A 25,406-nucleotide genomic window follows, 5' to 3' on the forward strand; every position below is an offset into this window, starting at 1 on the left:
GCCGGCTGTGACAAGTCACGCCTGCGAATACTGCGCAACTGGAGTTTCTTGTAATGTTTAACGGATCTCCGGTTCAGTTGGTGCCATCTCCCGTACCGACGACCACCGCCTGGACAAAGAAGTCCCGCCATCCAAATTGGTAGTCCACCAGCCGCAGGTCGGCCCGGTTAAGGAGGGCTTGCGCGTGCTCCCGGCCTTTTAGCAGTGTGATTTCGTCCGGATGGAGCTTGCCGGTCCGTCCGAAATGTTTCAACACCACGTGGACGGCGTCGAGCACGGCCACACTGGTGGCACGGGAATGTGGCCAGAACATGACCACCTTGCCGTCGCTACGCAGTACACGTCGGAATTCTCGGAGGATGGCCTCGATGTCCGATTCGGAGAAATGTTCCATGACCCCCAGGTTGTAGACGCCGTCGAAGGAGGCATCCGCGAACGGAAGCTTGAAGATGTTTCCCTGCGCCACGTGTCGGTTCGTAGGATTGTTTTGTGCATAAAGTCGCAGGGCGGCAGCGGAAAGGTCCACGGCCGTAATTTCGTAGTCGCCAGGCAGGGTGGCATCGGCCTGGCCCGATCCGCAGCCGGCATGGAGAAGACGGCCCCCCCACGGAAAAGCGCGGCGCAATGCATAAACAAGATTCGGGCGGATCACCAGCAAGCGGTAGGCGGCGGCAACCATGTCGTAGGCGAGCAGAGATGGGTGCGCCTTGCGGCTCCAATATGCATCCCATGCGGAACCGGGCCCCCCGGCGCGTGCCGGGGCGCGGGAAAGCCGGAAACGTTCCGGGTGGAGCAGCGACGCCAGGGTCAGCCAGAAAATATATGAGCCACCGCCGAAAATATCCTTCAAGGTCAGTTTGGAACTACCGTAAGTCCGGGCTGGAAGGACAATGGGAATCTCGTTGATCTGCAGCCCGTTTCGAGCCAGGACAAACAAGCTTTCAAAGAAAAACGAATAGCTCCTCGAAGGAACGAGCGAAAAGAGATCCCTGTCAATCCGGTGCAGGTCGTAGGCCCGGAAAGCGCCGCTGGCATCTTGGGGCAGGCCGAGCAGACGAGTCGTCAAGAAATGCCCGAAAAGCGTCAGACTCCGGCGTACCAGGTTCCACCCCGGCAAGCTTCCTCGTTTGAGATAGCGCGACCCCACGGCCACATCATAGCCCTCCAGGGCAGCCAAGAGCCGGGGGATATCCTTGGGATCGTGGGTAAAGTCGCAGTCAAGGCTAATCAGGACGTCGTAACCCCCGTCATAGGCCCAGGCGATACCGATTTGGTGGGCCGACCCGATGCCCTGTTTGCCCGAGCGGTGGATGACGGACATTCGAGGGATTTGCGCAGCGAGCCGGTCCAGGGTCTCGCCAGTGCGGTCCGGGGAGTTGTCGTCCAGAAACAGGATATCAGCGTCTAGATCTAGCTCGCTTATCTCCCGTGCCATGCGTTCCACGTTACCGCGTTCGTTGTACGTGGGGATGAAGATGAGAAGACGGGAGTGGCTCAATGATGACGTCCTTCATACTTGAAGAGTATCTCCAGCATCCGGCCGAACGGCGTGGTCGGCGACCAGCCGCACCTTTCCCGGATGCGCGATATGTCGCCGACGAGCCGCCCTCGTCTGCGCCGCAGCAGCTGTTGGTCTTCGCGCACATAGTCCTGCCAAGCGAGTCCGGCCAGGGAAAAGGCCCCCTCCACCCAGTCTTGCACCCTGTGCGGCGTACCGGTGGCGATCACGTAATCGTCTGGGATCGTGGCCTGGAGGCTTAGCCAGAACGCTTCCACAAAGTCCGGCGCGTACCCCCAGTCCGTTTGGGCGGACAGGTCCCCGAGCGTGAGTTCGTGTTCCTGGCCGCGCTTGATGCGCCAGACCGCGTGCATGATCTTACGTGAAAGGAAATGCTCGGGGCGTAGGTGGGACTCGTGGTTGAAAAGGATGCCCGTCACCGCAAAAAGGCCGTGTGTTTCTCGATACAGGCGTACTGCATGGTTCCCGGCGGCCTTGGAGATGCCGTAAACGCAGTCTGGTCGCAGACAAGTGCGTTCGGTCTGGGGGCTTTCATGGGGACTCCCGAAGGCGAGGCAACTGCCTGCGTAGAAAAAACGAGCCTCAGGAGTATGCTGGCGCAGGGCCTCCATGACGTGGACCGGCCCTGTGGCGTTGACGTCCATGCTCGCCGTCCACAAGGATTGCTGCGAGGTGTTCGGAGCCTGTTGCGACGAGTGGTGTAGGGCGGCCAGATAATAGACTTCGTGGGGCACCACGCGTTCAACGAGGGCGGCCATAGCGGAAGGATCGAGCACGGACGTCGGCGAGCCGAGCGTCCCGTCCGGACGTTCTTCGGCTTGGCGGGCCAAACCGGTCACCAAGTAGCCACGGCGCGCGAGAAACTCTCGCAGCAACACCCCGTCCTGGCCTCGACAGCCCACGATAAGAGCCCGCTTCATCTTGAGACGATTTCAATCCGTGGCAGGGGGAAGATCAATTTCCCCCCCCCGGCGAGGAACTCGCGCTCCCGGGCCACGATGGCATCCCGGAAGTGCCAGGGGAAAACAAGGAAATAGTCGGGGCGGCGCGCCCTGGCCTCGGCCTCGGAAATGATGGGGATGCCTGTGCCTGGAGTGTAGGCGCCGAACTTGGAAGCATTCACTTCGGCGATGGCCGGGAGCATGTCGGGAGTAAAACCGCAATACTGCAAAATGACGTTGCCCTTGGTGGAAGCACCATAGCCGAGTACGGTCTTGCCTTGTTCCCGGATGTCCTCAAGCATTCTGAGCAATTCTGTTTTATGGATGCTGATGGCGTCCGCGAAAAGGGCGTAGATTTCCGGTTTGTCCAGGCCCGCCTTTTGCTCGGATTCGAGCAACGCAGCGATGGCCTTTTCGTTGCAAGGAAATCCGGCGCCGACATGAGACACAGTGATGGCAAAGCTGCCTCCGTTAGTGCCGTTGAGATCTACATCCAGAATCTCAAGGCCCGCCCTGTCCGTCAGCCATTTGATCTGGCGCAGGCCATAATATTCAAGATGTTCGTGGCAGATGGTGTCGTAGGCGTTGGATTCAAGCATAAGTGGCAGATAGCTTTGTTCCAGGTGCCATATCCCCTGCGGGTGGAGGATTTCCTTGATCTGTCGCACGAATTCAAAAGGTTGCTCAAGGTCGTAGAACATGGCGATGGATGTGATGATTTTGGCCTTGGCGTCGTCACCATGTTCCTGACGAAACCGTTTGGCCGAAAAGAAGTCCGTCACCAGCTTGATATCTTCCCTGTAATAGGACCGGAACTGTTCGGAGGAAGGGTCCATGCCGCACAGCGTGGCGCGACCAGGGGGGTAAAAAGAAAGAAGCGTCCCGTCGTTGGAACCGATGTCCAGGATGAGGTCGCCATTTTCAACCGGACAGAGCTCGTGCAATTTCTCGACCTTTGTCCGCAGATGATCAACCATGGAGCGGTTGAGACCCGACCTGTATCCATACTCCTTGCCGTACATTTCATTAATGTCGTAGGAGTGGCGCAACTGGATCAAGCCACACGTGTCACAAAGCATGAGTTGGAGCGGACCCTTGGTCAGCGCAGCATCCAGAGTCTTCGGGAAGACGCCGGTCAGGCACTGTTCTCCAAGGTCAAGCAGATCGGTCAACTTTGACTCGGAGCAAAGGCGACAGGTTTGAGACTTTTTTACTTTCATGTGCTGTGCGGGAGGGTGAATTCCAGTTTGTATTGCTCAAGGGGCAAGCAAGTGTGGTCCAGGACCCCAGGTGGATTGGCTGACTTGGAGCCAGGCCGACGCAACGAGATTCCAGGGGGCGTTGCCAATCTTGGCTACGCAGTCGTGTTTGATGCCGTCAGGACCTAAGGGTTTAAATCACCGTTTTTTTCGGTCAGCTTTCAGCTGGCAGTTGAATGTATCCCGGTAGCGGGATCATATTCGTGACCATTCCCCAGTTCGCGAAAGCGACAGGGTAGACTCACAATCACCAGCTGTGCAACCCGCCCAATTATAGCTGTACGTTTAGTCCGCAGGTTTCAAACCCGCCAGCCTCAGTCGCTGGGTGTTTAGAAACAATCCTGTGAGTATTGCAATGGCAGCGAGGCCGCCGCTGCCCCCGTGCAGGATGCAGGCCGTGCGAGAGAACTGTAGTAAGAGTGCCTGAAATTATCTTGATTTGCAAGCCACTCAGGGCCAGGCGTCTCAAGCCGGATTTCCTCAGAAATCACTGGCTTGCCCACCGCCTGAATCCGCACTCTGTCAGGAGAAATCCTGAGTTGACAGTTTGTTATCGCTGCTTGGAGCCGCCTCAGTGCATTTCGATCGGAAAAATGAGAAGCTCAGATGCAGCTGACGCATGGCTCCCAGGCCCAATATGGAATTAAACAGAATTTGCACAGCCTGTACCACCAAAGACAGCGGAATTGCCGCCTGCATGGGCAGGTCGAGCATGGAGAAAGACAGCACTGTACTGGCCTGATGGATGCCGATACTGCCCGGCGCCGATGGGAGGAGCCCTCCAAAGTTCATGATGGCGAACGTGAAATAGGCGTCGATAGCCGAGCCAGGCACGGAGAAAGCACGGAAGCCAGCCCAGACGGTGAGCCCCTCGATGAGCCAGACAATAAGGCTCAGGGCTGCGAACCCGGTGAACTCGCGGTCCGGCCGGATGAAGAAGAGAGAATCCTGGAGGCCCGCCACAATATGCGCGGCCTTTGATCCGAGGCTCCCGGGCAGCCTGGAAACCAGGGCGCGAAACCACCCAAGCATGCCCGGAAACGCTCTAGCGGCCACAAGTCCGGCAAGAGCACCGATGAACAGCGCTCCCGCGCCGAAGGAAATGTCCCGCATGGTGCTCCGGAAAGTAGGTGCCAGATTCACGGCCAAGCCCGCAACCTGAAGGATCAGGAGCAGGGCCAGGCCGTCGAAGATTCGCTCCACGGCGACCGAAGTCAGGCCGAAGAGGAACCGAACGTCGCAGCACCTGGAGAGAATCACCGCCCTGGCTACGTCACCGCCCTTGGCCGGTAGGAGGTTGTTGGCGAAATTTCCCACCAGGATGATGTTGCCGCAGTCCTTCATCGAGACCTTTCTGGCCGGGGCGAGCAGGCACTGCCATCGCCAGGCCCGAAGGATAAGACCGGCAGCGAACAGGCCTACCATGGGAAACATCCATGCAGAGTCCATACCGGCGAAGCTCAGAGCCAGATCTTCCAACCCCACAGAGAGCACGATCCAGCCCAGGAGACCAAGGCTCAGAACCATTCCGAGCCAAGTCTTCCAACGTCTATTCATATGGCCTCTCGTTATGTTGCCGCATTGCGGCCGCCGTGCAACTCCCCTGACGGACATGCGTTGTGCCGTAAAAGCCCTTTTTCTGGCCCCGTGCGAGGGCACAGCGAAAACCAAAGCGGTGCGTAATCGCGGCATAAGGAGGTGGCTTGGTCAGGATTTCCCTTCCTTGCAGAGTTCGGAGGGCAAATCCAGGATCAGGTCGTCGGCCGTACCGGGCAGGCCGTCCGGACCAGCCGAACGGAGTTGGTCCTTGGTGCAGTCCTCGGGACCGCCTTCGCCTTCGTTTTCGTTAAGAAGATAGGGCGCGCCCCAGGCGTCACGCTTCCAATCGCTCGGCAGGTGGTCGAAGCCCGTCCAATCGATCGTCTTCCTGCCATGCAACACGGCATAGGCCTTGTCCAATGCCATCCGCCAGTTACTCCGGCAGATGTCCCCTTCTGGCAGATTGCCAAGCAGTCCTCGCTCTTTGCAAGGACATTCGGTGCATGTGTTCCCGGAGATATCCTTGAGAGGTCTATGTCCTACAGCCTTGGCCTCTGCCAGGAAGCCGCCCAGTTCTGCCAGAGCCTGATGCGTCCGTTCAAGTTTCCGCGTCTGGGTGAAAAACAAGGCAAAGGTGAGGACTGCAACAAGGGCGATGCCGCCCATGGTCAAGCTGGAAAAGAGGCGGGCCACGAAAATGGCCCGGATTTCTTCAGAGTGTTTCGGTTTGGAGAGCCTTTCAGGGCAGACGCCTTCCCGTGCCTGAATTTCCAGAAGATGTGCCGCCATCTCGCACAGGTTTTCCAGAGGAGAGGTTGGTGCGGTTTCTTCCAACCGTACAGCCAACTCGAAGGCCTTGGTGCTGCCCCGGTTCGAGGCGATCCGAACCAGGCGAGCCAGTCCGACGTAGGCGTCTCTTGCCTCGGCCGACCGTCCTAACCGTGAGAGGCGGCAGGCCCGCAGAAATTGATGGGCAAAGGGCTCAGATGTTCGGATCACTGGCGCGTCCCCAGGTCGAACAGGCAGAAGGCATTGTCGCGGCCATTCTGGCTCCCAAGGTGGGCTGAGTAGTCGTGGTTACCGATGGCGTAGAGCCGCATCGGACGCAAGTACATATCCTTTGGCCAGGCCAGTTCCTGACACAGGCGGGGCACGCCGTGCCGGGTCATGAGGAAACGGGTGACAAAGGCCACTTGCTCCGTAAGCTCCGCCATTACCTTCGGATCTTCCGAAGCCATGACTGCGGGCTGACCTTCGCGTGAAGTCAAACGCAGATAGACCACTGGGGAAAAGAGGATATAGCGGATGTGGTTTTCCGCAAGGAAGGCGGTGAAGGTTTCTTCATTTTGAGGAATGCCGGTTGTCACGAAATCGGAGGGTGAAAAATAGTAGTCCACAGCCATAGGATGCTTGCCGGCATCTGGAACGACCAGAACCTTGTGGTTGGTGTCCGTGACGATACCCTGTTTCCGGAACGTGTCGCGAAGGGCTTTGTAGAAAGGCGGTCGGTCATAGAGGTATTGCGGAAAAAGGGACCAGAAGGATGTCAGGGCCACGGTGCATGTCAAACCCACAAGCAAGGTCCGCCCGCCACGGGGAAGGCCCTGGCACGCTGCCTGGAGGAGCGCAGCCCCGCCGAGAATGGCGAAGGGGGCCAAGGGCAGGAAAAAACGGTCGCCCATGAACCATTGCTCGAAGCCATTGATACGGGCGATCAGGCCCAGATAGATGCATATACAGATCAGGGCTAGGGAAAACAAAGGTAATGGAGTAGGAAACAGCATTTTCCCGGCCGCGCTCCAGCTCAGCCCTTCCCGGTGAAGCCGCAGGCCAGTCCAGGCTGCCAGGAGAGCCAGGGCCAAAAAGGTCCAGAACAGAGCTGGCGTCAGTACATGAGCGTAGACCATATCCACGCTGTAATGCCGCAGCTTCTCCAGGGAAAAGGTGAATCCGGCTTTCATGTAGGCAGGGTCATCACCGTGTCCGAAGATGCTGTGCCAAAACGATTGCACCTTGTACCAGAAGGCGGATTCTTTCTTGACCAGGAGTGCGAAGCCGCAAAATGGTGCTGTGCAGGCCAGGACGTACAGGAGGAGGTCTTCTATGAGCCAGGCCGGGCTTTTCAGGCAGGTTGCGTGGTAGAGAACCAGGATCAATGGCAGGGCCAGGGTCCAGAGGAGGACGGTGGGGTGGATGAGACCGCCATAGCCGGCAAGTAACCCTGCCCCAACGACGGCTGCGTAGCGCTCCGTGATACGGGAAACCGGAAGGCTCGTGCGGACAAGGAGTAGAGCGCAGGCGGAGAGGACAAAGGTGATACTTGCCGGATGCGCCAGGCCGTTGCGGGCCTCGATGACCGCCGTAGGCAGGCAGGCATAGAGGAGCATGGCCACGCAGGCGGAGATGAATCCGATGCCAACCAGCCGGGCCAAGACGAGTACGAGAACCGCATTGAGGACGTCCAGTGAGGCATTCAGAAAGGGAAGAGTGAGGTCGGAAAACCCGAACACCCCACCTGCGGCGGCTCCGAGCAAAACGAACCCGGCTTTGGCATAAGCGGCCTCGGGCTGGACCGCGACAGTGGCCCATTCCCAGGACAATCTGAGGTAGGTCCATACGTCGAACCCTTCGAGGACGCTCTGGGCAAGCCTGTACCAACGCAGGCTCACTGCGAGGCAGAGCACGGCGAGGACAGCGACTGGCCGAAGCACTTGGTTCAGTCTGCGCGAGCGTTTGTGGGCCACTGCGGCAACTTCGGGCATGGGCACTTACGGGAGTTGCCTGCGACCGGAAAGTTCCGCCATCTCGAAGAACTTCGATGTCGGGGAGTAGCGGCTTGCGGCCGGACGGGCGGTCACGTACCGCCAGATCAGGGCCTTTCGCAATAGGCTGGTGCACAGTTCGACCCGGCCAAAGGTAATGTTGAAAAGCCGCAGGGCGATGAGCTTAGGGGTGCTCATGCGCATGGCGCACCTCCATGGCGGTCAGGAAATAGTCCACGGCAAAAGCCGTGGTGTAGCGGTCGTCAACCCAGCACGGGTTGATGAGGCTTCCAGCCTCGAGGCCGACGGCTAGGCGCGAGATGGCCGGGCTCCCCAAGGCCGCCAGGGCTCGGGGATAGACATACTGGGTCCGGCGGCTGTTGCCGCGCCAGTCGACCTCTCCGGCATTCCCAATGCGCGGCTCCACGGCGGAAAGTCCCCGACCGATGGCGTCCGGAAGCCAGGGAAGTTCCGTAGTGAGGCGGGAGACAGCGGTCAGGGTGCTCAAGGTAATGGTCTGGTAGCCGACGTCCAGGCCTCCGTACTCGACAAAGGCTCCGTCGTCGCGAAGAAGGGCCCGCACCTCCGCACCTCGTTCCCGCACCAGAGCGGCCATACCGGCGTCGGCGGTCAGAGCGGCATAGCCAGAAAGGGCGTGTAGGGAGGCGGCCATCTGGTTGGCAACGTCGGAATTGGCATTGTTGCCAAGCCACCGAAAGGTCGGCTCGGCCAAGCGCAGTTCCTCCTCGAATCCGACCGGTCCGCCTAAGAGGCGGACCGAATCCACAAAGGCTGCGGCAGAGAAGGACGTGGCACAAAAGGACCGCTCGTTGGGATAGACCTCCACGGTTGATCCGTCGGCATTTCGGGCGGACAGCCAGAACCGCCACACTCCCCGTATCCAGTCGAGGAGAATGTCTTTGCCCAAAAAAGGGTTGTCCTGGCCGGGGTACTGCCATGCCAAAGTCAGGAGAAGCCCCGCCTCCTGGGCTCGGCTGTTGGCGAGATCAATGAGCCGGTAGTGCCAGTAGGCCCGGTCGCAGCACCCAAAGGTCGGTGATTCCGGGTCACGGTCAATAAAGCCGAGTACTCTGGGCACAGTGGCGAGTGCTGGACCTGAAAACAGGGACTCAACATTCACTGGAATCTCCCGGGGCAGTGGTGGCCGGGCCTGCCGTGCTCGTGGAGCCTGGAGACAGGGAGCCCGAGGGAGTCGGTTGGTTGAGCATGCTCAGGCGGATCTGGGAGATCTGTTCGGCCAGCAGGCCGTTGACGAAACAAAAAAGGCTGCCGAGAAGCAGGATGACAGCCATGCTGTGGATGCCTTGGGTGGCAAACAACTGGTATATTCCAAGCCCGGCACCCAGAACGAACAAGGTCAGGGAAATCGGAAAAAAGATTTTGAACGGGCGGAAGAGCATGAAAAGGCGGAAGATGATTCTGAGAAATTTCAGCCCGTCATGGAACGGGCGGATGTTGCTTGTGCCCTGTTCGCGCCGGACGATGGTGTCGAGCGGCAGAAACTTGACGAAATGACCTGTGTTGATCAGGGCCAGGGTTATGGTGGATGGGTAAGAATAACGCAGTGGATAGAGGGGGGAAAAGAGGAAAAACAAGTCCCGCCGCACGGCTCGGAAGCCCGAAGTCAGATCCATGATGGGCTTGCCACCGATGATCTCCGCCACCTTGCGCAGCATGATGTTGCCGAAGTCGCGTACGGGATCGGTGCGGCACTCGCGTGTGCGGGAGGCGATGACCATGTCGTAGTCCGGCATTTCATTGAGCAGCTTCGGAATGTCCTCAGGCTGGTGCTGGCCGTCGCTGTCCATGAAGATCAAGTAGGGACGGCTGGCGGCGATGGCGCCGCTTTTAACCGCCGCGCCGTTGCCGATGTTGTAACGGTGCTCGGTCACGATAGCCCCTGCCTCGCGAGCGAGAGCAGCGGTGGCGTCGGTGGACCCGTCCGAACAAACAACTATTTCGAATTCTGGAGACACGGCCCGAATGCGTTCGATGATCGGGCCGATGCACTCTTCTTCGTTGAATGCCGGGATGACGACGGACACTTGGTTGAAAGGCACCATATTAATCTTTCCCTTGAATGATAAATTCAAAAAGCCTCGTAGAGGCCAAAGCCACGCGTTTTACGTCGTGGCTGGTCCGCAGACTCTCACGGAAGCATTGAACCCAATATTTGGGACGCATATAGAACCTTCGGTAAGCCTGGCGGACGAGTTTGGGCAGCTGTTTCTTATCCACGTGGCAGTAGTATTCGTTGAAGAGACCCTCAACGTGGAGTTTGGACAGGTCTGTATGGCTGCCGTCCGTTATCTCGGGAGCTACCTTGAGCACTTCTTCGAAGAGTGGTGTACCGGGATAGGGCGTGCAGATGCCAAAGGTCGCAGTCGTGGGGTTTAATGCCAGGACATAGTTGATGGTCATCTCTACGGTTTCAAGCGTATCGCCGGGGTTGCCAATCATTGTGTGGGCATGGGTAGCGACACCGTGCTTGCGGGTAGCCGCGAAGACCCGCAGGCCTTCTTCCAGGCGGTAACCCTTCTTGATGCCGTCAAGGATATCCTGAGAGCCGGACTCCACGCCGAATTTGAGGGTGTGGCATCCAGCCCGGCGGGCAAGAGCGATGGTTTCTTCATCGATCATGTTCACCCGGGCGTTAGCGATCCAGGTGAGGTCGAGTTTTTCGTCCAGGATGGCACGGCACATGGCATGGTCGCGCTTGCGGTCCACAAAAAAGGTGTCGTCCCGGAAATAAATTTCCTTGATGCCCTTGGACACGAAGTAGCGCAACTGCTCCATGACGTGGTCCAGGGATTGGCGGCGGAAGATGTTGCCATCAAAGGTGGGGGCGGTACAGAATACACATTTCCCAGGACAGCCTTTGCTCGTGGTCGTGGTCATGTAGGGCATACGGCGTACGAGCGGGTTGAAATAGTGGATGCCTGCCGGCAGGAGGTCAACGTCCGGGTGGGGCAGCCAGTCCAGGTTTTTGAGAAAAGGACGGGGTTCATGAATGCGCGGTTCCCCTGCCGTGTCCCTGGAGCCGAGCCCGGAGATGGCGTCTGTGCTCCTACCGGAGTCCAGGGCCTGGACCAGTTCGAGAACGGTCTCCTCGGGCTCGTGCAGGATGACGTAGTCGATGCCAGGGTGGGCCAGGCAGAAGCGGGGCATGAAGGTCGGGTGCGAGCCGAACACTGCCGTGCGCAAACCGGGGCGGGCCTGCTTGAGGTTCAGGAGATATTCGGCGTCCTCCGTGAAGCTCATGGTGGAGGTGGACATTACCACCAGGCCGTATGCGGCCAAGCGTCCAATAACTCCTTCTGGTCCGAGTTGCAGGGCCTGGGCATCGAGGAAATCGGCTTCAAGGCCCTCACGATGCAACAGCGAAGTGAGGACGAGGAGATTGAAGGGTGGCACCGTGCCGCCCCCGATGCGGTTTCCCTTGCACCAGCAGCCATAAAGCACATCCCTGACTACGTTTCCGGCTTGGCTGGTCATGGGATTGAGCAGTAACGTCTTCATAAACAAAATGTCCTTTTATTCGAATCAAGGGGAGGGACGCCCGGACCCCTTCCGGTTGTTCACCTCCCCGGGCGCGCCGCTAGTCCCAGCGGATGCCGAAGCGTTCCTGCCACATCTGGAATCCTAAAAGCGTGAATAACTGTTTAAAGCCCAACAGGGGAGAGGTCTCGGCCCGAGAAACGATCCTGGCCACGGCCCCTGGGTCGAGGATGGCCGGGTCAATGGACTCCGGTGACAGATACCGGTTCACCAGTGCTCCCAGCGCTTTCCCATACGCGCCCTGCAAGGGAAAGTAAAAAGCCTTCTTACGTCCCTGGGGGCGCCCGGGAATGTTGATGTTTGCGTTGAAATACCGGCGCAAGGGATGCTTTCCTTGCCCTGTGCGGAGCTTCAGGGATCGAGGCAGGCTTACGATAAAGTTTGCGAACCGGTCGTCCAGGAAAGGAACCCGTCCTTCGATGCCGACAGCCATGGTCATCTTGTCGAGTTTCATGAGGATGTTATCCGGCAGCCAGTACCGGAGGTCGTGCCGGTAGGCGGCTTCCAGGGGATCGGGCGCGGTGTCGATGGTGCGGCGCAGGGGGTCGAAGAAATCGCTGCGGGCCGTCGCCTCGCCGTCGGCCAGGCGCGGTCCGAGCAAGGCCAGCCGCTCGTCTTCCTCGAAAACCGAGGCGAAAAGGAGGTAGGCCCGGCCGGGAGAGCCGACCTCTGCCAGGAGTCTGGCCAGTCGAGCTCGACCCAGGGTGCCCATGGAGTCGGGGTAGTGGAAGGCCCGGTCGAGTGCCCCGATCGGTACCAGGGGAATGAGCCGCGACAACAGGGACAAGACGGGAGACACCATCCGGACCAGGGGAGAGGTCAGGCCGGCCAGGGTCTCATGATGGATGTAGCCGAGCATGGTCTCGTCTGCCCCGTCGCCGGACAGGACCACCTTCACGTGCTTGGCGGCCTCCAGGCAGAGCAGGTACAGGGGCAGAAGGATGGAATCCCCGAAGGGAGCGTCCAAATGGTAGAGCAGTTCAGGAAACAATCCGAAGCTCTCCGGCGGCACAAGGACCGTGTGCTGTCCACAGCCGAAGTGGCGGGCGGTTCGTACCGCCTCGGTGGCCTCCGACTGTTCACCCCGGAAGTCCACGGTAAAGGTCTCAAGCGGCGAGTGGCCCAGTCCGGCCATGATTGCGGTGATGGTGGTGGAATCGACACCGCCAGAAAGAAAAGCGCCGAGGGGCACGTCGCTTATGAGGTGGCTGTCCACTGCCCGGCGTAACAGATCATCAAAGTGTTCCTGGGCCTGCTTCTCGTTCAGATGGGTCTGGTCGGTGTTTGGTAGGCGCCAATACGTCTCCAGCCGGGGCTGGTGTTCACCACGCTGCGTGAAGAATGTACCAGGCGGCAGACTCATGACGTCGGCAAAAGCGGTTTGAGGACCAGGGATGTAGCGGAGGGTCAAATACAGGGCTGCAGCGGTGGGATTGCCAACTGGGCGGCAGGCTCCGGCAGCCAGCAAGGCCTTGATCTCGGAGGCGAAGGCAAAGGTTCCGTTGTTCCAGGTATAGTAGAAGGGCTTTATGCCGAAGCGATCTCTGGCGCCGAACAGCAGGTCGGTGCGGGAGTCATGGATGACGAATGCGAACATGCCTTCGAGGTGGGACAGCATGCCCGTGCCGAAGGCCATGTACATGGCCAAAAGCACCTCCGTATCGGAGGACGTTCTGAATTGGTGTCCCTGGCAGACAAGTTCGGCGCGCAAGGTCTTGAAGTTGTATATTTCGCCATTGAACACCAGGGTGACGGTGCCGTCCGGGCTTCGCATCGGCTGGCTGCCGCCGGCCACGTCGATGATGGCGAGCCGGGTATGGCCGAGGCTTATATCTCCGTCACGGAAGATCCCGTTGCCGTCGGGGCCTCTGTGGGAGATGGCGCCAAGCATTGTTTCCAGGGAGATGGCGCTTCGGGAGCGGAAACCGCAGATACCGCACATAATTTGCCTTGTCTTTCGTGGAGCCTGGTTGAGATGAAAATTACGCTTTCCGTTGTTGAGGATCTCCCGGAAGAGAGACCGCAGGCGGAGAGGTGTCCGCTCCGCTACAAGGGGAGGTGCTCGCAGGTTCTGTGAATATGCCGTAGCGGGAACCGACGGTCAAAAGGCTCGGCTCGGACGCATTCAGGCGTCGTCAAAACAGGGCCCGTTCCGCAGCGTTGCCGTTGTTCGCTAAGCCGATCTCTGCATTGTTCTGAAAAAAGTGTAAGCGTATTCCCCTTGTTTTTCAATAGGCCGCCCGGTCGCCCGTTTTTGGGGCATAGACGGAAATGGTATACTTCTGACCATCCTTGGCACTGAAGCACTCGGTGTCGAGGCAGTCGGGTTGAGGCAAACGGCCGATCAGGAGATAGTCGTTCTCGACGCTCAGCCCATGCTGCTGCAAGACTGCAAGTATATCCGGCGTCAGCGGCTCATTGATGAGAAGAAACGAAGACCGGATTTCCCCGGATGCTGCCAGGGCCAGCATCCGGGAGTTGAAATCCGGGCCGAGTATGCCAGCCGGATAGTAGGTTGGCGTTCCCGGAGACCGGCCGCCCAGGAGGTAGACCGGGCCGCCCAGGCCGTAGAAGCCGAGGATGTTGTCTCCGGGCCTGAATCCTGCTTGGCGTAACATCTCATTGAGGGTGTTGTAAAATTTTGCCTGTTCGTTTGTGAACAGGAGCCCCTTGCTGCGGTGCAGCCCCGGAACAGGAGTAGTGTAGCGCAGCAGAGGAGGGGTCGCGCATTCGGACGTAGGAACAATCAGGTTTCGAGACTCGCCGGAAGCCAGTTCCTTGTCCAGGCATAACTGGTAGGACATCCATGTGGTGTATTTATATTGCTGTACGATGAGAAACAGACAAAGAACCACGACATGGAAAGTGCGGTCGCCTGTCGCTGGCCGCTTCAGAAGAAAGAGGCCGAACAGGGCCAGGGCCACGAAACTCCAACTGCCCTCTTGAATGTAGTGCATAAGGGCTTGGGAACTGCCGGCGGCCATGAAAAATGGGATGGCGGCCAGAACAATTGCCACGAAACCCACAGGAGCAGACCAGGCTTGATCGGTCGTGCGGTTTATGAGCTGGTCAAGCAGGCAGGCCGCGAAGAAGAGAAGCACATACTCGGCCAGAGGGAGGCCATAGTCGCTGAGCACGCCATAGCGCTGGGGGAAAAACGGCAAGGCGAGGCTTTCGATCAGGCTTGGATCGATAGTCGCGACAGCCAGGACACAGACCACGGTCACCCAAAGCGGCGTAGTCACCACAACCGGCAAAAGCAGCCGGGTCGGCCTGACCAGAGTTCCCTGGCAGAGGTGTCGCCACCGACCGGAAATGGCTGTCAGAAGGGCGGTCAAGAAGAGCAAGGGCCAATAGTGCAGGAAAAACGATCCGAGAAACGAGACAAACTCAATGAATTGATTGGAGAGAACCTGCACGGGACTCAGTTTGGCAGACCCGTAGGCCCCGCCAAATCGTATCTTCGACGGCTCAATGGCGGCCAGGATGTCTTTGAGCGGAGAAATGAAGATAAGGAGAAAACCCAGGGCCGCCAGGAAGCCGAAGACAAAAAGGCCTACGCCTGATAGTTTTCGCCCCTTGGGGAGAAAATAAAGGACATAGAGGGCAAAAAAGGCCAACAGTCCACCCACGCATGGTATCTTGATCAGAAGCTGGAAGCCGCTCAAGATGCCTAAACAAACGGGGAGCGTCTTGAAGGAAGGCCTGTCTCCGCCCATCGCCCAGAGATACAGGCACGCTGCAAGCATGTAAATCCAAGAAGTTAGGTCATGGTGCCCCAAAGGCCAGAACTGAATGAGGATGGCGTTGCCGAGAAAACAAGACAGAAGGAGTGTTGTGGTCCAGGAAAGGATCTCCCATCCGTTTGGGTTGGCACCGCCGTCCCCCCGCTGCGAGACGAAGCGCCACAGGGTCAGGGCCAACGGGAGTGTCAGCAGAACGGACAAGGCGTATCTATACAGCCGGTAGTCGGTGATGCCCGGCTCAATCCACCAGAGGAGCTTGGGGATAAGCGGCACCGCGATGGTCATCAATTCATTGAACGTGCCCTGCTGGTAGCTGAGCATGTAGTGAGCGGTATCCCAGGTGATGGTGGCTGCCGAGCTTAAATGCAGCAAGACGGCAATATCGAGAAGGCAAAATAAGACCACCGCCACATGAACGATGCTGGTACTATTTAAGCGCCAGGAAATCCCTTCATGAATAATATTGCAGGAGTGTCCTGCGGCAGCATCACGGCTTTTTTCATTAACGGTCATGGTTTCTGTTCGTTGTTGTATAAATTCGAAATGTTAGAAGAAAACGCCGTCGTCTTTGAACCAGAGTTGGGCCCATTTCCCTTGAAGAACGACGACCAGTGGAATGTCGGCGTCTTTGTCCAGATCACCGGGACCAATGCAGGACAGATCAAGGGCATACTGCATCCCGACCTCAGTCCATCCCTGGCCCCGGGCACCTATATGGAAGAGCTTCCGCTTATGCTGGCCGTCTTGAGAATAGACGGTGACCATGCTTTGCGGTTGGGAAACCCTGGGGTAGAAAATCATCTGCGATCGATCCTTGCAGACAGTCAGGAAAATGTATGCGTTTTTTTCAGGATCGGCTGCGGTGTACATTTTCCATCCCTCGATATCCGTTGGCTCGACTTTGACATTGTAAAACTTTGCATGCTCTATGCGTTGACGGACGTTGGTGCACGAGAAAAAGTATGATTTCTGCAAGCATTGGTTCGTGGGGGCAAACGCTCTCAGGCCGCACCGGAGGCTGGGGGCCATGGCGTTAAAGGCCAACGAAAGTAGGATTGCCGTTGCAATAATGATGATAGTCGATCCGCGAATGCTGCGTTTGAGCATATTTACGGTCACTTATGGACGGAGAGAGAGGGTGATATCGTCATCGTTGTACATGATGCCGTCAACTCCGGCGGATCGAATGGATTCCGCATTTTCGTCCAGGCCGTACGGGCTTCCCCATGGATCGTGGATCAGGCGTGTTTCCAGGACAAGCCGGCCGTCTTCATTGAATGGAGACTGTCCTGCTGCGGCCATCCAGATGGCGACAAGGGCTTTTCTCCAGTTTGCGTAGCAGACATCGTCCTCATTGTCGTTCCGCGAATTGTTCAGGCTGCGGCATGGGCATTCCGAACAACTGTTTCCTGTGATGGAGGGCAGTGGCAGTCCAGTTTTTATTTTCGCTATTTGAACGATCTGTGAGAGAAATACTAGGTCCTTTTTGGCCGTTCCTATGTTGATTTGCGTCAAGTGTCTCTCTGCAAGGAGTAGTCCGGTGATCAAGATGGCGGCAAGAATGGTGGCAGGTAGGCGATGCGCGTATATATATTTTAAAAGATGAAGCCCGAGTGCTATTGTGCGTTTGTATGTCAGGATGATGATGTTGAATGACAGGAATAAGAAGCCACAGACTAATGCCATCCGTCCGGCAAGGATGTAATTGGGATGGGGGATGGTTAATGTCGGGGGAATGCTGGCGATGATAAGCATCCATATGGGAAAGAAAGACTTGAGAAACGAATAGTATTTCCCCCGGGAAAAATAAAAATGAGTGAGCGATAAGGCCAGGAAAAATACAACCAGCTTGACTCCTCCCATCGTCTCTATCGCCTCGACATGTTTGCGAAATGTTGTTTTGAAGAAAAACGCTGGATCGTTAGTCAGGATCCTTAGATACAAAATGCGGATGGTGGGCATGTACTTTTCGCTTGCAAAGGTGGCCTGAGGGTCCTCTTGCAACGCGTGCTCAGCGCCAACGGAATCGTCATATTTGATGCCATATTTGTTCGGGTAATGTCCAAGTCCGATGTAGAGGGAGTGCCACATTCCGTGAACGCCCTGGGCAATGGCATGATTCGTACCGGTGACAACTTGGTGAAGACGCAGTATTTCCCGGAAGGTGAAGGATGGAATTGTAGTTGCAGAAAAGAAAATTAGAGAGAATACAAGCATTCTGAAAGACGGTTTGACAGGGCTTGTGGCATTATTGGGTGTTTTATTTATATAAAAGTGCAGAATCCTGAACCCTTCGAATAAGATGATCAGGGCAATGGCACCTTGGGCCACCAGTGCCGCATCCTGCCGCAATAACCCAAGTGTTCCCGTCATCAGTCCAAGAAAAACCGTGAGAAGTGGAAGAGAGCGTTTTCGTAGTTTATCCTCAAACCAGAGGGAAGCAACCGAAATATAGGTGATGATAACTGCCAGCGCAGGAACCCAATAGCATAAGTATGACCAGTATCCGTAGAGATTTTGCCATAAAACTGGCCCCAATGTGAATGATGTGCATATGGAAATAAGCGTAAGCGCGACCAGGACTATCGAGTCTGAAGCTGCGCAACAGGCAGCGAGTACAAGGGCGTAGAGTGCGAATTGGATATAGTATACGATGTGCCAGTCAGCTACGTAAGATGGATCGAAAAATGTTTTGACGATCCAAATATACATGACTGCCAAGGCACCTAACCCGGGGTCGTCATAAAGGTCAGCATTGATGGAGGTGCCTTCACGCACCTGCATGAAGTGACCGGCGTTCATCATGTCGATGAGCCGATACATATGGTTGAAGCGGGTGTTGTCAGAATATCCCGTAAGATGTGGATAATGTTGGAAAAGAGCAGTTAGAGCAATGATGGATAGGGTGAAATAGAGGAGAGATTTTGCAATGGGCTTGGTCATGAAACCCCCAGATAGCGAAAAAGCACGGCAAGGATATTTGAAAAGCACTTGTGCTGGGCCATGTTTAGCGTGAAGTCGGCAGAGGCCAGATACGTCAAAGCAATTGACTGAATTTGATCTTGAATCATACATGTCAGAGAAAATATGATCCTGTCTCAGTAATCAAGACCGGGATCAATCCGTCCCTGCCCCCCCGCCAACGGCATAAGGGTACAACTGGTACGTCTTATTAAGCCGATGGCCTGTCCGAAAACTGGATACCACCTCTGGGCAAGCGTGAGCCTTTCCCCTTCACACCACTTTCAGTACCTGCTCCACCACGTAATCCACCTCTTCGTCGCGCATCTTGGGATAAAACGGCAACGAGATGGTGCTGTCACCGATCAACTCGGCGTTGGGAAAGTCGCCGCGTTTGTAGCCGAAGGTGTCCCTGAAGTAGGTGAGCAGGTGGATGGCCCGGAAGTTGACCGCTACCCCGACCCCTTGCTGCTGGAGTGAGTGCAGAACCTCGTCCCGCCGTTCCAGAGCCACCCAGACAGTATAAAGGTGGTGGCCGCTTTTGCCCACCACTGCGGGCCTTTGGATATGGGGGGTGGCGCCAAAGCCTCGCTCGTAGTGCTGGTAGAGTTCATGCCGACGGGTCCAACTGGCGTCCAGTCGGTCCAACTGGCTTACAAGCAGGGCAGAGTGGATGTCGTCCAGGTTGCACTTCCAGCCAAGCCGCAACATATCCCAGTGCTGGTATGCGCCGTGGTACCGGCTTGCGGCGTTCCTGGTCATTCCATGCAGGGAGACCATCTTGATTGCCTTGGCGAGGTCTTCGTTGCGCGTGGCCACTGCCCCGCCTTCCCCGCAGGCCAGGTTTTTTGTGGCGTAGAAGCTGTAGCAGGCTGCGTCGGAGAGGTGGCCTGGACGCACGCCGTCGCGTTCGCCCTCAATGCAGTGCGCGCAGTCCTCTACGATGAACAGGCCGTGCTTGTCGGCGATGGCCCGCAGGGCCGTCATGTCGCACATGGTGCCGTACAGGTGCACGGGAATGATGGCCTTGGTCCGGGGGGTGATGGCCGCTCCCACAGCGCCAGGGTCGATGCAGCCCGTAGCCGGGTCCACATCGACCAGCACGGGGGTCGCTCCGGCGTGCTGGGCGCTGGTGGCGGAAGCCAGGAAGGTCATGGCGCTGGTGATGACCTCGTCGCCCGGGCCGACGCCCAGAGCGGTTAGGGTCATGTGCATGGCCGCCGTACAGGAGTTGAGCGCCACTACGTTCGCAAGTCCGGTGTAGGCCGCGAACTTGCCTTCGAATTCGGCTGTGACTGGACCGGTGCTCAGAAAGATTGAGTTCAGGACCTTTACCACGTTGGCGATGTCCGCCTCGTCCAGGCCGTGGCGGTAAAATTCGACTTTCATGATCCCCTCGCGGAATGCCCATGCTCCAGTACACGGCGGGACGCCCGTGAACCAGCAGGCAATTGGCGCGTTCTTGTCAGATAGCTTACGGGAAGTCCAGGCCGACATTGTTGCCTGCGATGCTTGTCCGGCGTCCGATTACGGAGTTGCGCACCTTACAGACACTCGTGAAGGCATCTCCCCTCACCCTGGCGAGAAACGGTACTCAGCACTTGAGAAAGGGAGCACTTCCCCGTAGGCAATTTGTGGTGTTTGCTTCGGCACTCACCAGTCTGCAACCTCTTCCCGCCGCAGTGGCCTGCGGACATCCATTCCAGGCAAAACAAGACCGTGAAACCGCTTTCAGAAAAAACTGCCGACATTCTCCTTCTCTTGGTGATCACGGCTCTTGCGGCTTGGTTGCGACTCGCGCATTCCGGCCAGGCCTCACTGTGGTGGGACGAGTTCATAACCCTGGGCGCATCCTTGCGTCCGCTTGGCGAAAGCCTGCTCGTCCTGAAGAACTTCGGTCCCTCGGACGTCATCGTGGAGATGTTCCCCCCCCTGCACCACATCATTACGCATGCCCTTTTGCTCGCTGGCGGCTCTGATGCGGTCCTGCGCCTGCCCGGCCTGCTCGCCGGAGTGGCCACCGTTCCGGCGCTCTACGTTCTGGCCAGGGGTCCGCTCGGAAGGCTGAGTGCGCTGGCGTGCGCCTTGCTCCTGGCCCTGTCGGTCTACCATATTCACTACAGCAGAGAGCTCCGGCCGTACGCCCTGTTCATGCTGGAGAACATCCTGGCCCTTCACGTGTTGCGCTTGGTGCTGATGCAGGCCCGGATACGAATGGCTCTCGTGTATGGCGGTCTGGTTGCCGCCATGTTCTACACGTCGTACATGGCCACAATTCTTGTGTCGGCGCAGATGCTGTTTGCGGCCGGGTTTCTCGCCATGCGTTCAGTTTGTGACAGGACGAAGCGCGGAGAGTCCCTCAGAATCGCAGGGTGGCTTGCCCTTGCGCTAGGCTGCGCTGTCATGGCGTATCTACCCTGGGCATCCTCGCAGGCCGTGCTGTTCAAGGCGTTGCAAGCCCCTTCTCAGTCGCAGACAATTCCCTTCTCGTTCGTCGCAGGGACACTCAAGGAATTCGCCTCGTTCGCCTACCGTGGCGACTTCCCGGCGGGTTGGCTACTGGCTGGGCTTGGGGTGTCGGGATTTGCAGTGGCTGTAGTACGCCAGGGTCCAGCTTTTCCTCTCATGATGGCGCTCTGGGGCTTCATGCCTGTAGCCGCGATCGTGTTGGCCCAGACCCGGATGGACCTGAGTTCCCGCTATGTCTTTCCTGTGTTCATGTTTCTTGTTCTTTTTGGCGGGCATTTTCTCGCTGAATGCATCGTCATGTTGGGGCGGTGCATCTTTGGCGCGGGACCTGCCATCTTCGCAGCCCGGGCAGTGGTTGCAGGCGTGGTTTGCGTGCTCGTGAGCGCTCCGAATCTTGAGAGCTTGGGCGAGTATTATTCCCGCGAGTCTTCCAGCTACAAACAGCTCATGTCGTACCTGATGGAGAACAGAAACAATATGGACGTTCTCCTGTTCGCCCATCCTCGTCAGTTGAAGCTGATCGCTGGATGGTATGCAGGCGAAACGTTTTCCGATGTTCGACAGATCTCCGGCGCAGGATATTTTCGGGCCTTCATGATATCCCCCCGTTCCGTCAACGTGGCCGGTTTGCAGGGGGCGGTCAGCCGGGGTCGCATTGTGGACACCGAGATCGTTTCCCTGGGGGTGGCCCGCGCAGGCGTGGTCCCCATCGCCCCTGACGATTCGGGATCATTCGTCTACGGCGACGATTTTACGACCATGCGTTTTCTGGAAGACGTTCACGAGAGCCATAATGTGGGGCTTTCATTGGAGCATAAGGTACTCACGCCGTACGATGCCGGCCGTAGCGGGTGGTGCGAGTATCTCTTTCGCTCCTTGAATCAAAACACCGTGTCTTCGGCGCAGCTGACCCTTGATTTGGCGCTTGTCCTCAATGCGGGAGAAGACTCCGACGCAGTGGTCAGAATTGGAGTCGCTGCCGGTTCGGGTGAAATCAAAACTGTACGTGAAGCGTCCATTCATGATTTCAAGGATGAATCGGGTCGTCTTCTGCCTGCAGACCAGCTTAAGGTCCGTCATGCGAAAATTGAGATGGATCTTACAGGGCATCTTGCGGGTGCGGAGGATGTGCGTCTCCGCATCGACTTCGGTCCAAGCATGCGCGCGGGCGCAATCGAGATAAGCGGGATGCAGATGCGCCTGGTCCAGGCCGGGCCCGCGCATTCCAAAGTGCGGGGTCTCTCGGAAACCTTGTCCCGCATTCCCCTGGCGGCGTGGACGCCTGGGCGCCAACTGGTGCTCTCCAACGCGTTATATGCGTTCAGTGTGGACGGAGTGGTCACTGCGGGCGACGTTGGCACGCCCCAGGAGCGCGCATCATTCATGCGCGAAAATCCCAACGCAACGCCTGTACGAGTTCTTCGCTATCCGGACGGCAACCCTGGCGTGGAGTTGTATGATCCGGCACTGGCGAACCCGTATGTACGGGTTCGTCCCTCTCATGGCTCAACATTGGAGTCCGTGCCTGACGCCGCACGCAGTATACGAACCCTGAGGCTGTCGGGGGTCATGGACAACCCGCAGGTTGAACTCGGAAAATCCCGGCTGGTCGTTCCGGTTTCGAGCAAATCTCCCGGTGTGTTCACCATGACGGACGCAGGGGAGGCGGAGTTAACCCTGACTCCACTGTTCACCCGGCAGGAGTTCGACGCAGCCAAGGTTGAGAGCCTCTCCGGAGCAAGGAAAATACCCGACGAGGACTGCATCACGTGCGACTCTCCAAGGCCTTGCTCAGTCACATACGGGGCCAGCTTGGGCTTTCCGGTCCGCTTCGTACGGGTGTTGGCGTATCCTCGAGTGGTGAGCGCGCCGGATGGCAGGAACACGGTCCGGACTCTTCTTTCGACAAACGGGACCGACTGGCGTGAGATCAACATCTACAGGGGGGAGGCCTCAGGGCGTTGGGAAGGGCTCAAGATCCCGCAGTATACGATGGTTGGCCTGGATCAACCGGCATCCAGGGTTTTGATCCGCTTCGAACTGTCCGGGCAGGATGCACAACTCTGGTCGGCTCATGACGCCGCGATGCGGCTTGATTTTCGGCTTTCAAGTCCGCAAAGCCTGTTCGTAGCCGTTGAATCCTGGCCGACGAATCTGAACATATCCAATCCGGAACCGTTGGACGTCATGCTTCTCAGGGAACGGTTGCAGTTCCCTGATTCGCTCAAAAGAACCCGCTGATTACCGCCCCCTGGCCTGATAGCGGTTGATCTTGGTCTCCAGTCGGCGCGACAGCTCGGTCAGCACGAAGCAGACCAGGAAGTACAGGGCGGCCACGGTGATGAAGATCTCGAAGGGAGCCTTCATGGTGCGGCTGTTGACCTGGGTGGCGGTCTTGGTGAGCTCGCTCACGCCGATGATGTAGGCCAGGGAGGTGTCCTTGGTGAGCGAGACGAACTGGTTCACGAAGGAGGGGATCATGTTGAAGAGCGCCTGGGGCAGGATGATGTAGATCATGGTCTGCACGTGCGAGAGTCCGGAGCCGCGCGCGGCCTCCATCTGGCCCTTGGGCAGCGAGAGTACGCCCGCGCGCACGATCTCCGCGATGTAGGCGCTGGTGAACACGATGAGCGCGATGATGGCAGACTGCCAGTCCGGCAGGCTCTTGCCCATGATCACCGGGGCCAGGAAGTAGAACCAGAAGATGACCATGAGCAGCGGCGTGCCTCGGATGATCTCGATGTAGACCATGGCCGGGGCGCGCAACCACACGCGCTTGGAGAGCCTGCACACGCCGATCAGCAGGCCAAGCCAGAACGCCCCGAAGATGCCGCCTAGGGCCATGAGGATGGACATGGCCAATCCGCCCAGCGGGCCTTTGGGGTAGGCTCCCCAGAGAAAATAGTCGAAATTGTTCCAGACAACGTCCCAATGCATGGCCGCGCTACCTCGCCGCGCGCAGCACGCGCATGTTGTACTGTTGAATGGAGAAGGAGACCACCAGCGAGATGGACAGATAGATGAGCGTGGCCACGGTGAAGGCTTCCAGGCCGTGGAAGGTGTGCGCCTCGATCTGGCGGGCCATGTAGGTCAGATCCGCCACGCCGATGGTCATGACCAGCGAGGAGTTCTTGATGAGGTTCAAGAACTGCGAAATGAGCGGCGGAATGATGATCCTGAACGCCTGGGGCAGGATGACGTAGCCCATGGCCTGCATGAAGGACAACCCGCAGGCGCGCGAGGCCTCCAACTGGGTCTTGGGGATGGCGAAGATGCCCGAGCGCAGGTCTTCGGCGATGAAGGCCCCGGTGTAGAAGGTCAGGGCGATGACGCCGCAGGCGAACTCCTGGTTCACGGTGTTGAGCCAGGCGTTCACGGAATCCGGCAGGACGGTGTAGGAACCGAAATACCAGAAGAAAATCTGCACCAGAAGCGGCGTGTTGCGGAAGAACTCAATGTAGGTCCACGCGATCCATTCCAGCGGCTTCAACTTGGACAGGCGCATGATGCACGCCAGGGTGCCGAGCACCAGGGCCAAGCCGATGGAGATTCCGGAAATCTGGAGGGTGGTGATGAGGCCGTCGACGATCCAGTCGCCGTACTGGCCGGAAACCACGAGTTCCCAGTCGAACTGATAGGCCAACGTGCTGCTCCGGTGAGGTTGTCGAAAACCGGAGGGGCTTTAAGGCCCCTCCGGCGATCATGCCGATTCCCGCGTTCCCGGCTTCCGGGGCGTTAGCACCCGGCGGGAAATGGGAACCTGTCGTTCATGCGCTCAAGGCGTTGTTACGCCGCCTGCGCCAGCAAATGCTACGGCCAGAGTTCCATGGTCCAGGTCAGGGGGATGTAGTTCTTCGTGTCCTTGCCGAACCACTTGTCGTAGACCTTCTTGTACTCGCCGGACTCCCACATCTCCATCAGGGAGACGTTCACGAAGTCGCGGAACTTGGAGTCGTTCTCGATCAAGCCGAAACCGTAGGGCTCGGGAGAGATGTAGTCGCCCACGATGTCCCAGGCTTCGGGCTTCTCGTCGGAGTACTTGAGGCCCACCAGGATGGCTTCGTCGGTGGTCACGGCCTCGACCTTGCCCTGCTTGAGGGCCAGGAAGGCCTCGGGGTAGGTCTCGAAGGAGACGATGGTGGCGGTGGGCTCAGCCTTCTTGGCGTTCTGCTCGGAGGTGGAACCCTTCACCGAGCCGATCTTCTTGCTGGCCAGGTCCTTCACGGACTTGATGGGGCCGCCCTTCTTCACCAGCAGGCGCTGTCCGGTCATGAAGTAGGTGATGGAGAAGTCGATCTGACCCTCGCGGTCCTTCTTGTGGGTCATGGTGGCGGCCACGATGTCCACTTCACCCTGGGTGAGCATGGGGATGCGGGTGGAGGAGGTGACGGCCTTCACGTCGAGCTTCACGCCCAGCTTGTCGGCCAGGAACTTCATGATGTCGATTTCGAAGCCGACGATCTGGTTGGTCTTTTCATCGACATAGCCGAAGGGGGGCTGCGAATCCTTCACGCCCGCGACCAGCGTGCCCCTCTTCTTGATGTCTTCGATTTTGCCCGCGAAGGCGGGGGATACCAGGAAAGCCAGGACCAGGATGGCCGTAAGAGCCGTGGCAAGACGCTTCATCGAAA

General features: G+C 58.0%; 19 protein-coding genes. 2 read left to right on the forward strand and 17 right to left on the reverse strand.

Annotated elements, in window-relative coordinates; translation table 11 throughout:
- Window positions 1-73: 73 nt before the first annotated feature.
- The 12 genes from G453_RS26750 to G453_RS0119040 all read right to left on the reverse strand — a co-directional run bounded on the left by G453_RS26750 (window position 74) and on the right by G453_RS0119040 (window position 15,858).
- Window positions 74-1,498: a glycosyltransferase gene (locus tag G453_RS26750; protein ID WP_051272633.1), complete on the reverse strand. Its 1,425-nt coding sequence runs from the start codon at window positions 1,496-1,498 to the stop codon at window positions 74-76.
- Window positions 1,495-2,439, reverse strand: a complete 945-nt coding sequence (locus G453_RS0118985; protein ID WP_027192303.1) for a GDP-mannose 4,6-dehydratase — start codon at window positions 2,437-2,439, stop codon at window positions 1,495-1,497. The genes G453_RS26750 and G453_RS0118985 overlap by 4 nt, the downstream gene beginning before the upstream one ends.
- Complete coding sequence (locus tag G453_RS0118990) at window positions 2,436-3,680, reverse strand: class I SAM-dependent methyltransferase (RefSeq protein WP_027192304.1); 1,245 nt, start codon at window positions 3,678-3,680, stop codon at window positions 2,436-2,438. Before G453_RS0118990 ends, G453_RS0118985 begins: the two co-directional genes overlap by 4 nt.
- A 561-nt stretch (window positions 3,681-4,241) precedes the next feature.
- Window positions 4,242-5,411, reverse strand: a complete 1,170-nt coding sequence (locus tag G453_RS0118995) for a lysylphosphatidylglycerol synthase transmembrane domain-containing protein (RefSeq protein WP_084502568.1) — start codon at window positions 5,409-5,411, stop codon at window positions 4,242-4,244.
- Window positions 5,412-5,426: 15 nt separating this feature from the next.
- Window positions 5,427-6,257 (reverse strand): hypothetical protein, encoded by an 831-nt coding sequence (locus G453_RS28215; RefSeq protein ID WP_156921016.1) that lies wholly within the window; start codon window positions 6,255-6,257, stop codon window positions 5,427-5,429.
- Window positions 6,254-8,020 (reverse strand): hypothetical protein, encoded by a 1,767-nt coding sequence (locus G453_RS0119010; protein ID WP_156921017.1) that lies wholly within the window; start codon window positions 8,018-8,020, stop codon window positions 6,254-6,256. Before G453_RS0119010 ends, G453_RS28215 begins: the two co-directional genes overlap by 4 nt.
- A 6-nt stretch (window positions 8,021-8,026) precedes the next feature.
- Complete coding sequence (locus tag G453_RS0119015) at window positions 8,027-8,218, reverse strand: hypothetical protein (RefSeq protein WP_169725373.1); 192 nt, start codon at window positions 8,216-8,218, stop codon at window positions 8,027-8,029.
- On the reverse strand, window positions 8,205-9,161 hold the full coding sequence (locus G453_RS0119020; protein WP_027192310.1) for a hypothetical protein: 957 nt from the start codon (window positions 9,159-9,161) through the stop codon (window positions 8,205-8,207). The genes G453_RS0119015 and G453_RS0119020 overlap by 14 nt, the downstream gene beginning before the upstream one ends.
- Window positions 9,151-10,134 carry a glycosyltransferase family 2 protein gene (locus G453_RS25275; protein ID WP_156921018.1) on the reverse strand — a complete coding sequence of 328 codons (984 nt, stop codon included), beginning with the start codon at window positions 10,132-10,134 and terminating at the stop codon, window positions 9,151-9,153. Before G453_RS25275 ends, G453_RS0119020 begins: the two co-directional genes overlap by 11 nt.
- Window positions 10,106-11,560: a B12-binding domain-containing radical SAM protein gene (locus G453_RS0119030; RefSeq protein WP_027192311.1), complete on the reverse strand. Its 1,455-nt coding sequence runs from the start codon at window positions 11,558-11,560 to the stop codon at window positions 10,106-10,108. The genes G453_RS25275 and G453_RS0119030 overlap by 29 nt, the downstream gene beginning before the upstream one ends.
- A 79-nt stretch (window positions 11,561-11,639) precedes the next feature.
- The gene (gene asnB, locus G453_RS0119035; protein WP_027192312.1) at window positions 11,640-13,541 is read right to left on the reverse strand and encodes an asparagine synthase (glutamine-hydrolyzing); all 1,902 of its coding nucleotides are present in this window, start codon (window positions 13,539-13,541) and stop codon (window positions 11,640-11,642) included.
- A 286-nt stretch (window positions 13,542-13,827) separates the two neighbouring features.
- Complete coding sequence (locus G453_RS0119040; protein ID WP_156921019.1) at window positions 13,828-15,858, reverse strand: hypothetical protein; 2,031 nt, start codon at window positions 15,856-15,858, stop codon at window positions 13,828-13,830.
- Here G453_RS0119040 and G453_RS28220 point away from each other — a divergent pair.
- Window positions 15,799-16,311, forward strand: coding sequence for a hypothetical protein (locus G453_RS28220; protein WP_156921020.1), 513 nt, complete (start codon window positions 15,799-15,801; stop codon window positions 16,309-16,311). The genes G453_RS0119040 and G453_RS28220 overlap by 60 nt on opposite strands.
- 153 nt (window positions 16,312-16,464) lie before the next feature.
- Here G453_RS28220 and G453_RS0119050 read toward each other — a convergent pair whose 3' ends face one another.
- Entirely contained in the window at window positions 16,465-18,288 is a 1,824-nt protein-coding gene (locus G453_RS0119050; protein ID WP_027192315.1) for a hypothetical protein, read from the reverse strand.
- A gap of 291 nt (window positions 18,289-18,579) precedes the next feature.
- Window positions 18,580-19,695, reverse strand: coding sequence for a DegT/DnrJ/EryC1/StrS family aminotransferase (locus tag G453_RS0119060; protein WP_027192316.1), 1,116 nt, complete (start codon window positions 19,693-19,695; stop codon window positions 18,580-18,582).
- Window positions 19,696-20,025: 330 nt separating this feature from the next.
- On the opposite strand from G453_RS0119060, the gene G453_RS0119065 reads away from it, so the two are divergent.
- Window positions 20,026-23,016 (forward strand): glycosyltransferase family 39 protein, encoded by a 2,991-nt coding sequence (locus G453_RS0119065; RefSeq protein WP_027192317.1) that lies wholly within the window; start codon window positions 20,026-20,028, stop codon window positions 23,014-23,016.
- Here G453_RS0119065 and G453_RS0119070 read toward each other — a convergent pair whose 3' ends face one another.
- From G453_RS0119070 to G453_RS0119080, 3 genes are all read right to left on the reverse strand, one after another.
- Window positions 23,017-23,712, reverse strand: a complete 696-nt coding sequence (locus tag G453_RS0119070) for an amino acid ABC transporter permease (protein WP_027192318.1) — start codon at window positions 23,710-23,712, stop codon at window positions 23,017-23,019.
- Between the two features lie 7 nt (window positions 23,713-23,719).
- Window positions 23,720-24,418 (reverse strand): amino acid ABC transporter permease, encoded by a 699-nt coding sequence (locus G453_RS0119075; protein ID WP_027192319.1) that lies wholly within the window; start codon window positions 24,416-24,418, stop codon window positions 23,720-23,722.
- 167 nt (window positions 24,419-24,585) lie between these two features.
- The gene (locus G453_RS0119080; RefSeq protein ID WP_027192320.1) at window positions 24,586-25,401 is read right to left on the reverse strand and encodes an ABC transporter substrate-binding protein; all 816 of its coding nucleotides are present in this window, start codon (window positions 25,399-25,401) and stop codon (window positions 24,586-24,588) included.
- Between the last annotated feature and the right edge of the window lie 5 nt (window positions 25,402-25,406).

This window comes from Fundidesulfovibrio putealis DSM 16056 (assembly GCF_000429325.1).
GTDB lineage: Bacteria > Desulfobacterota > Desulfovibrionia > Desulfovibrionales > Desulfovibrionaceae > Fundidesulfovibrio > Fundidesulfovibrio putealis.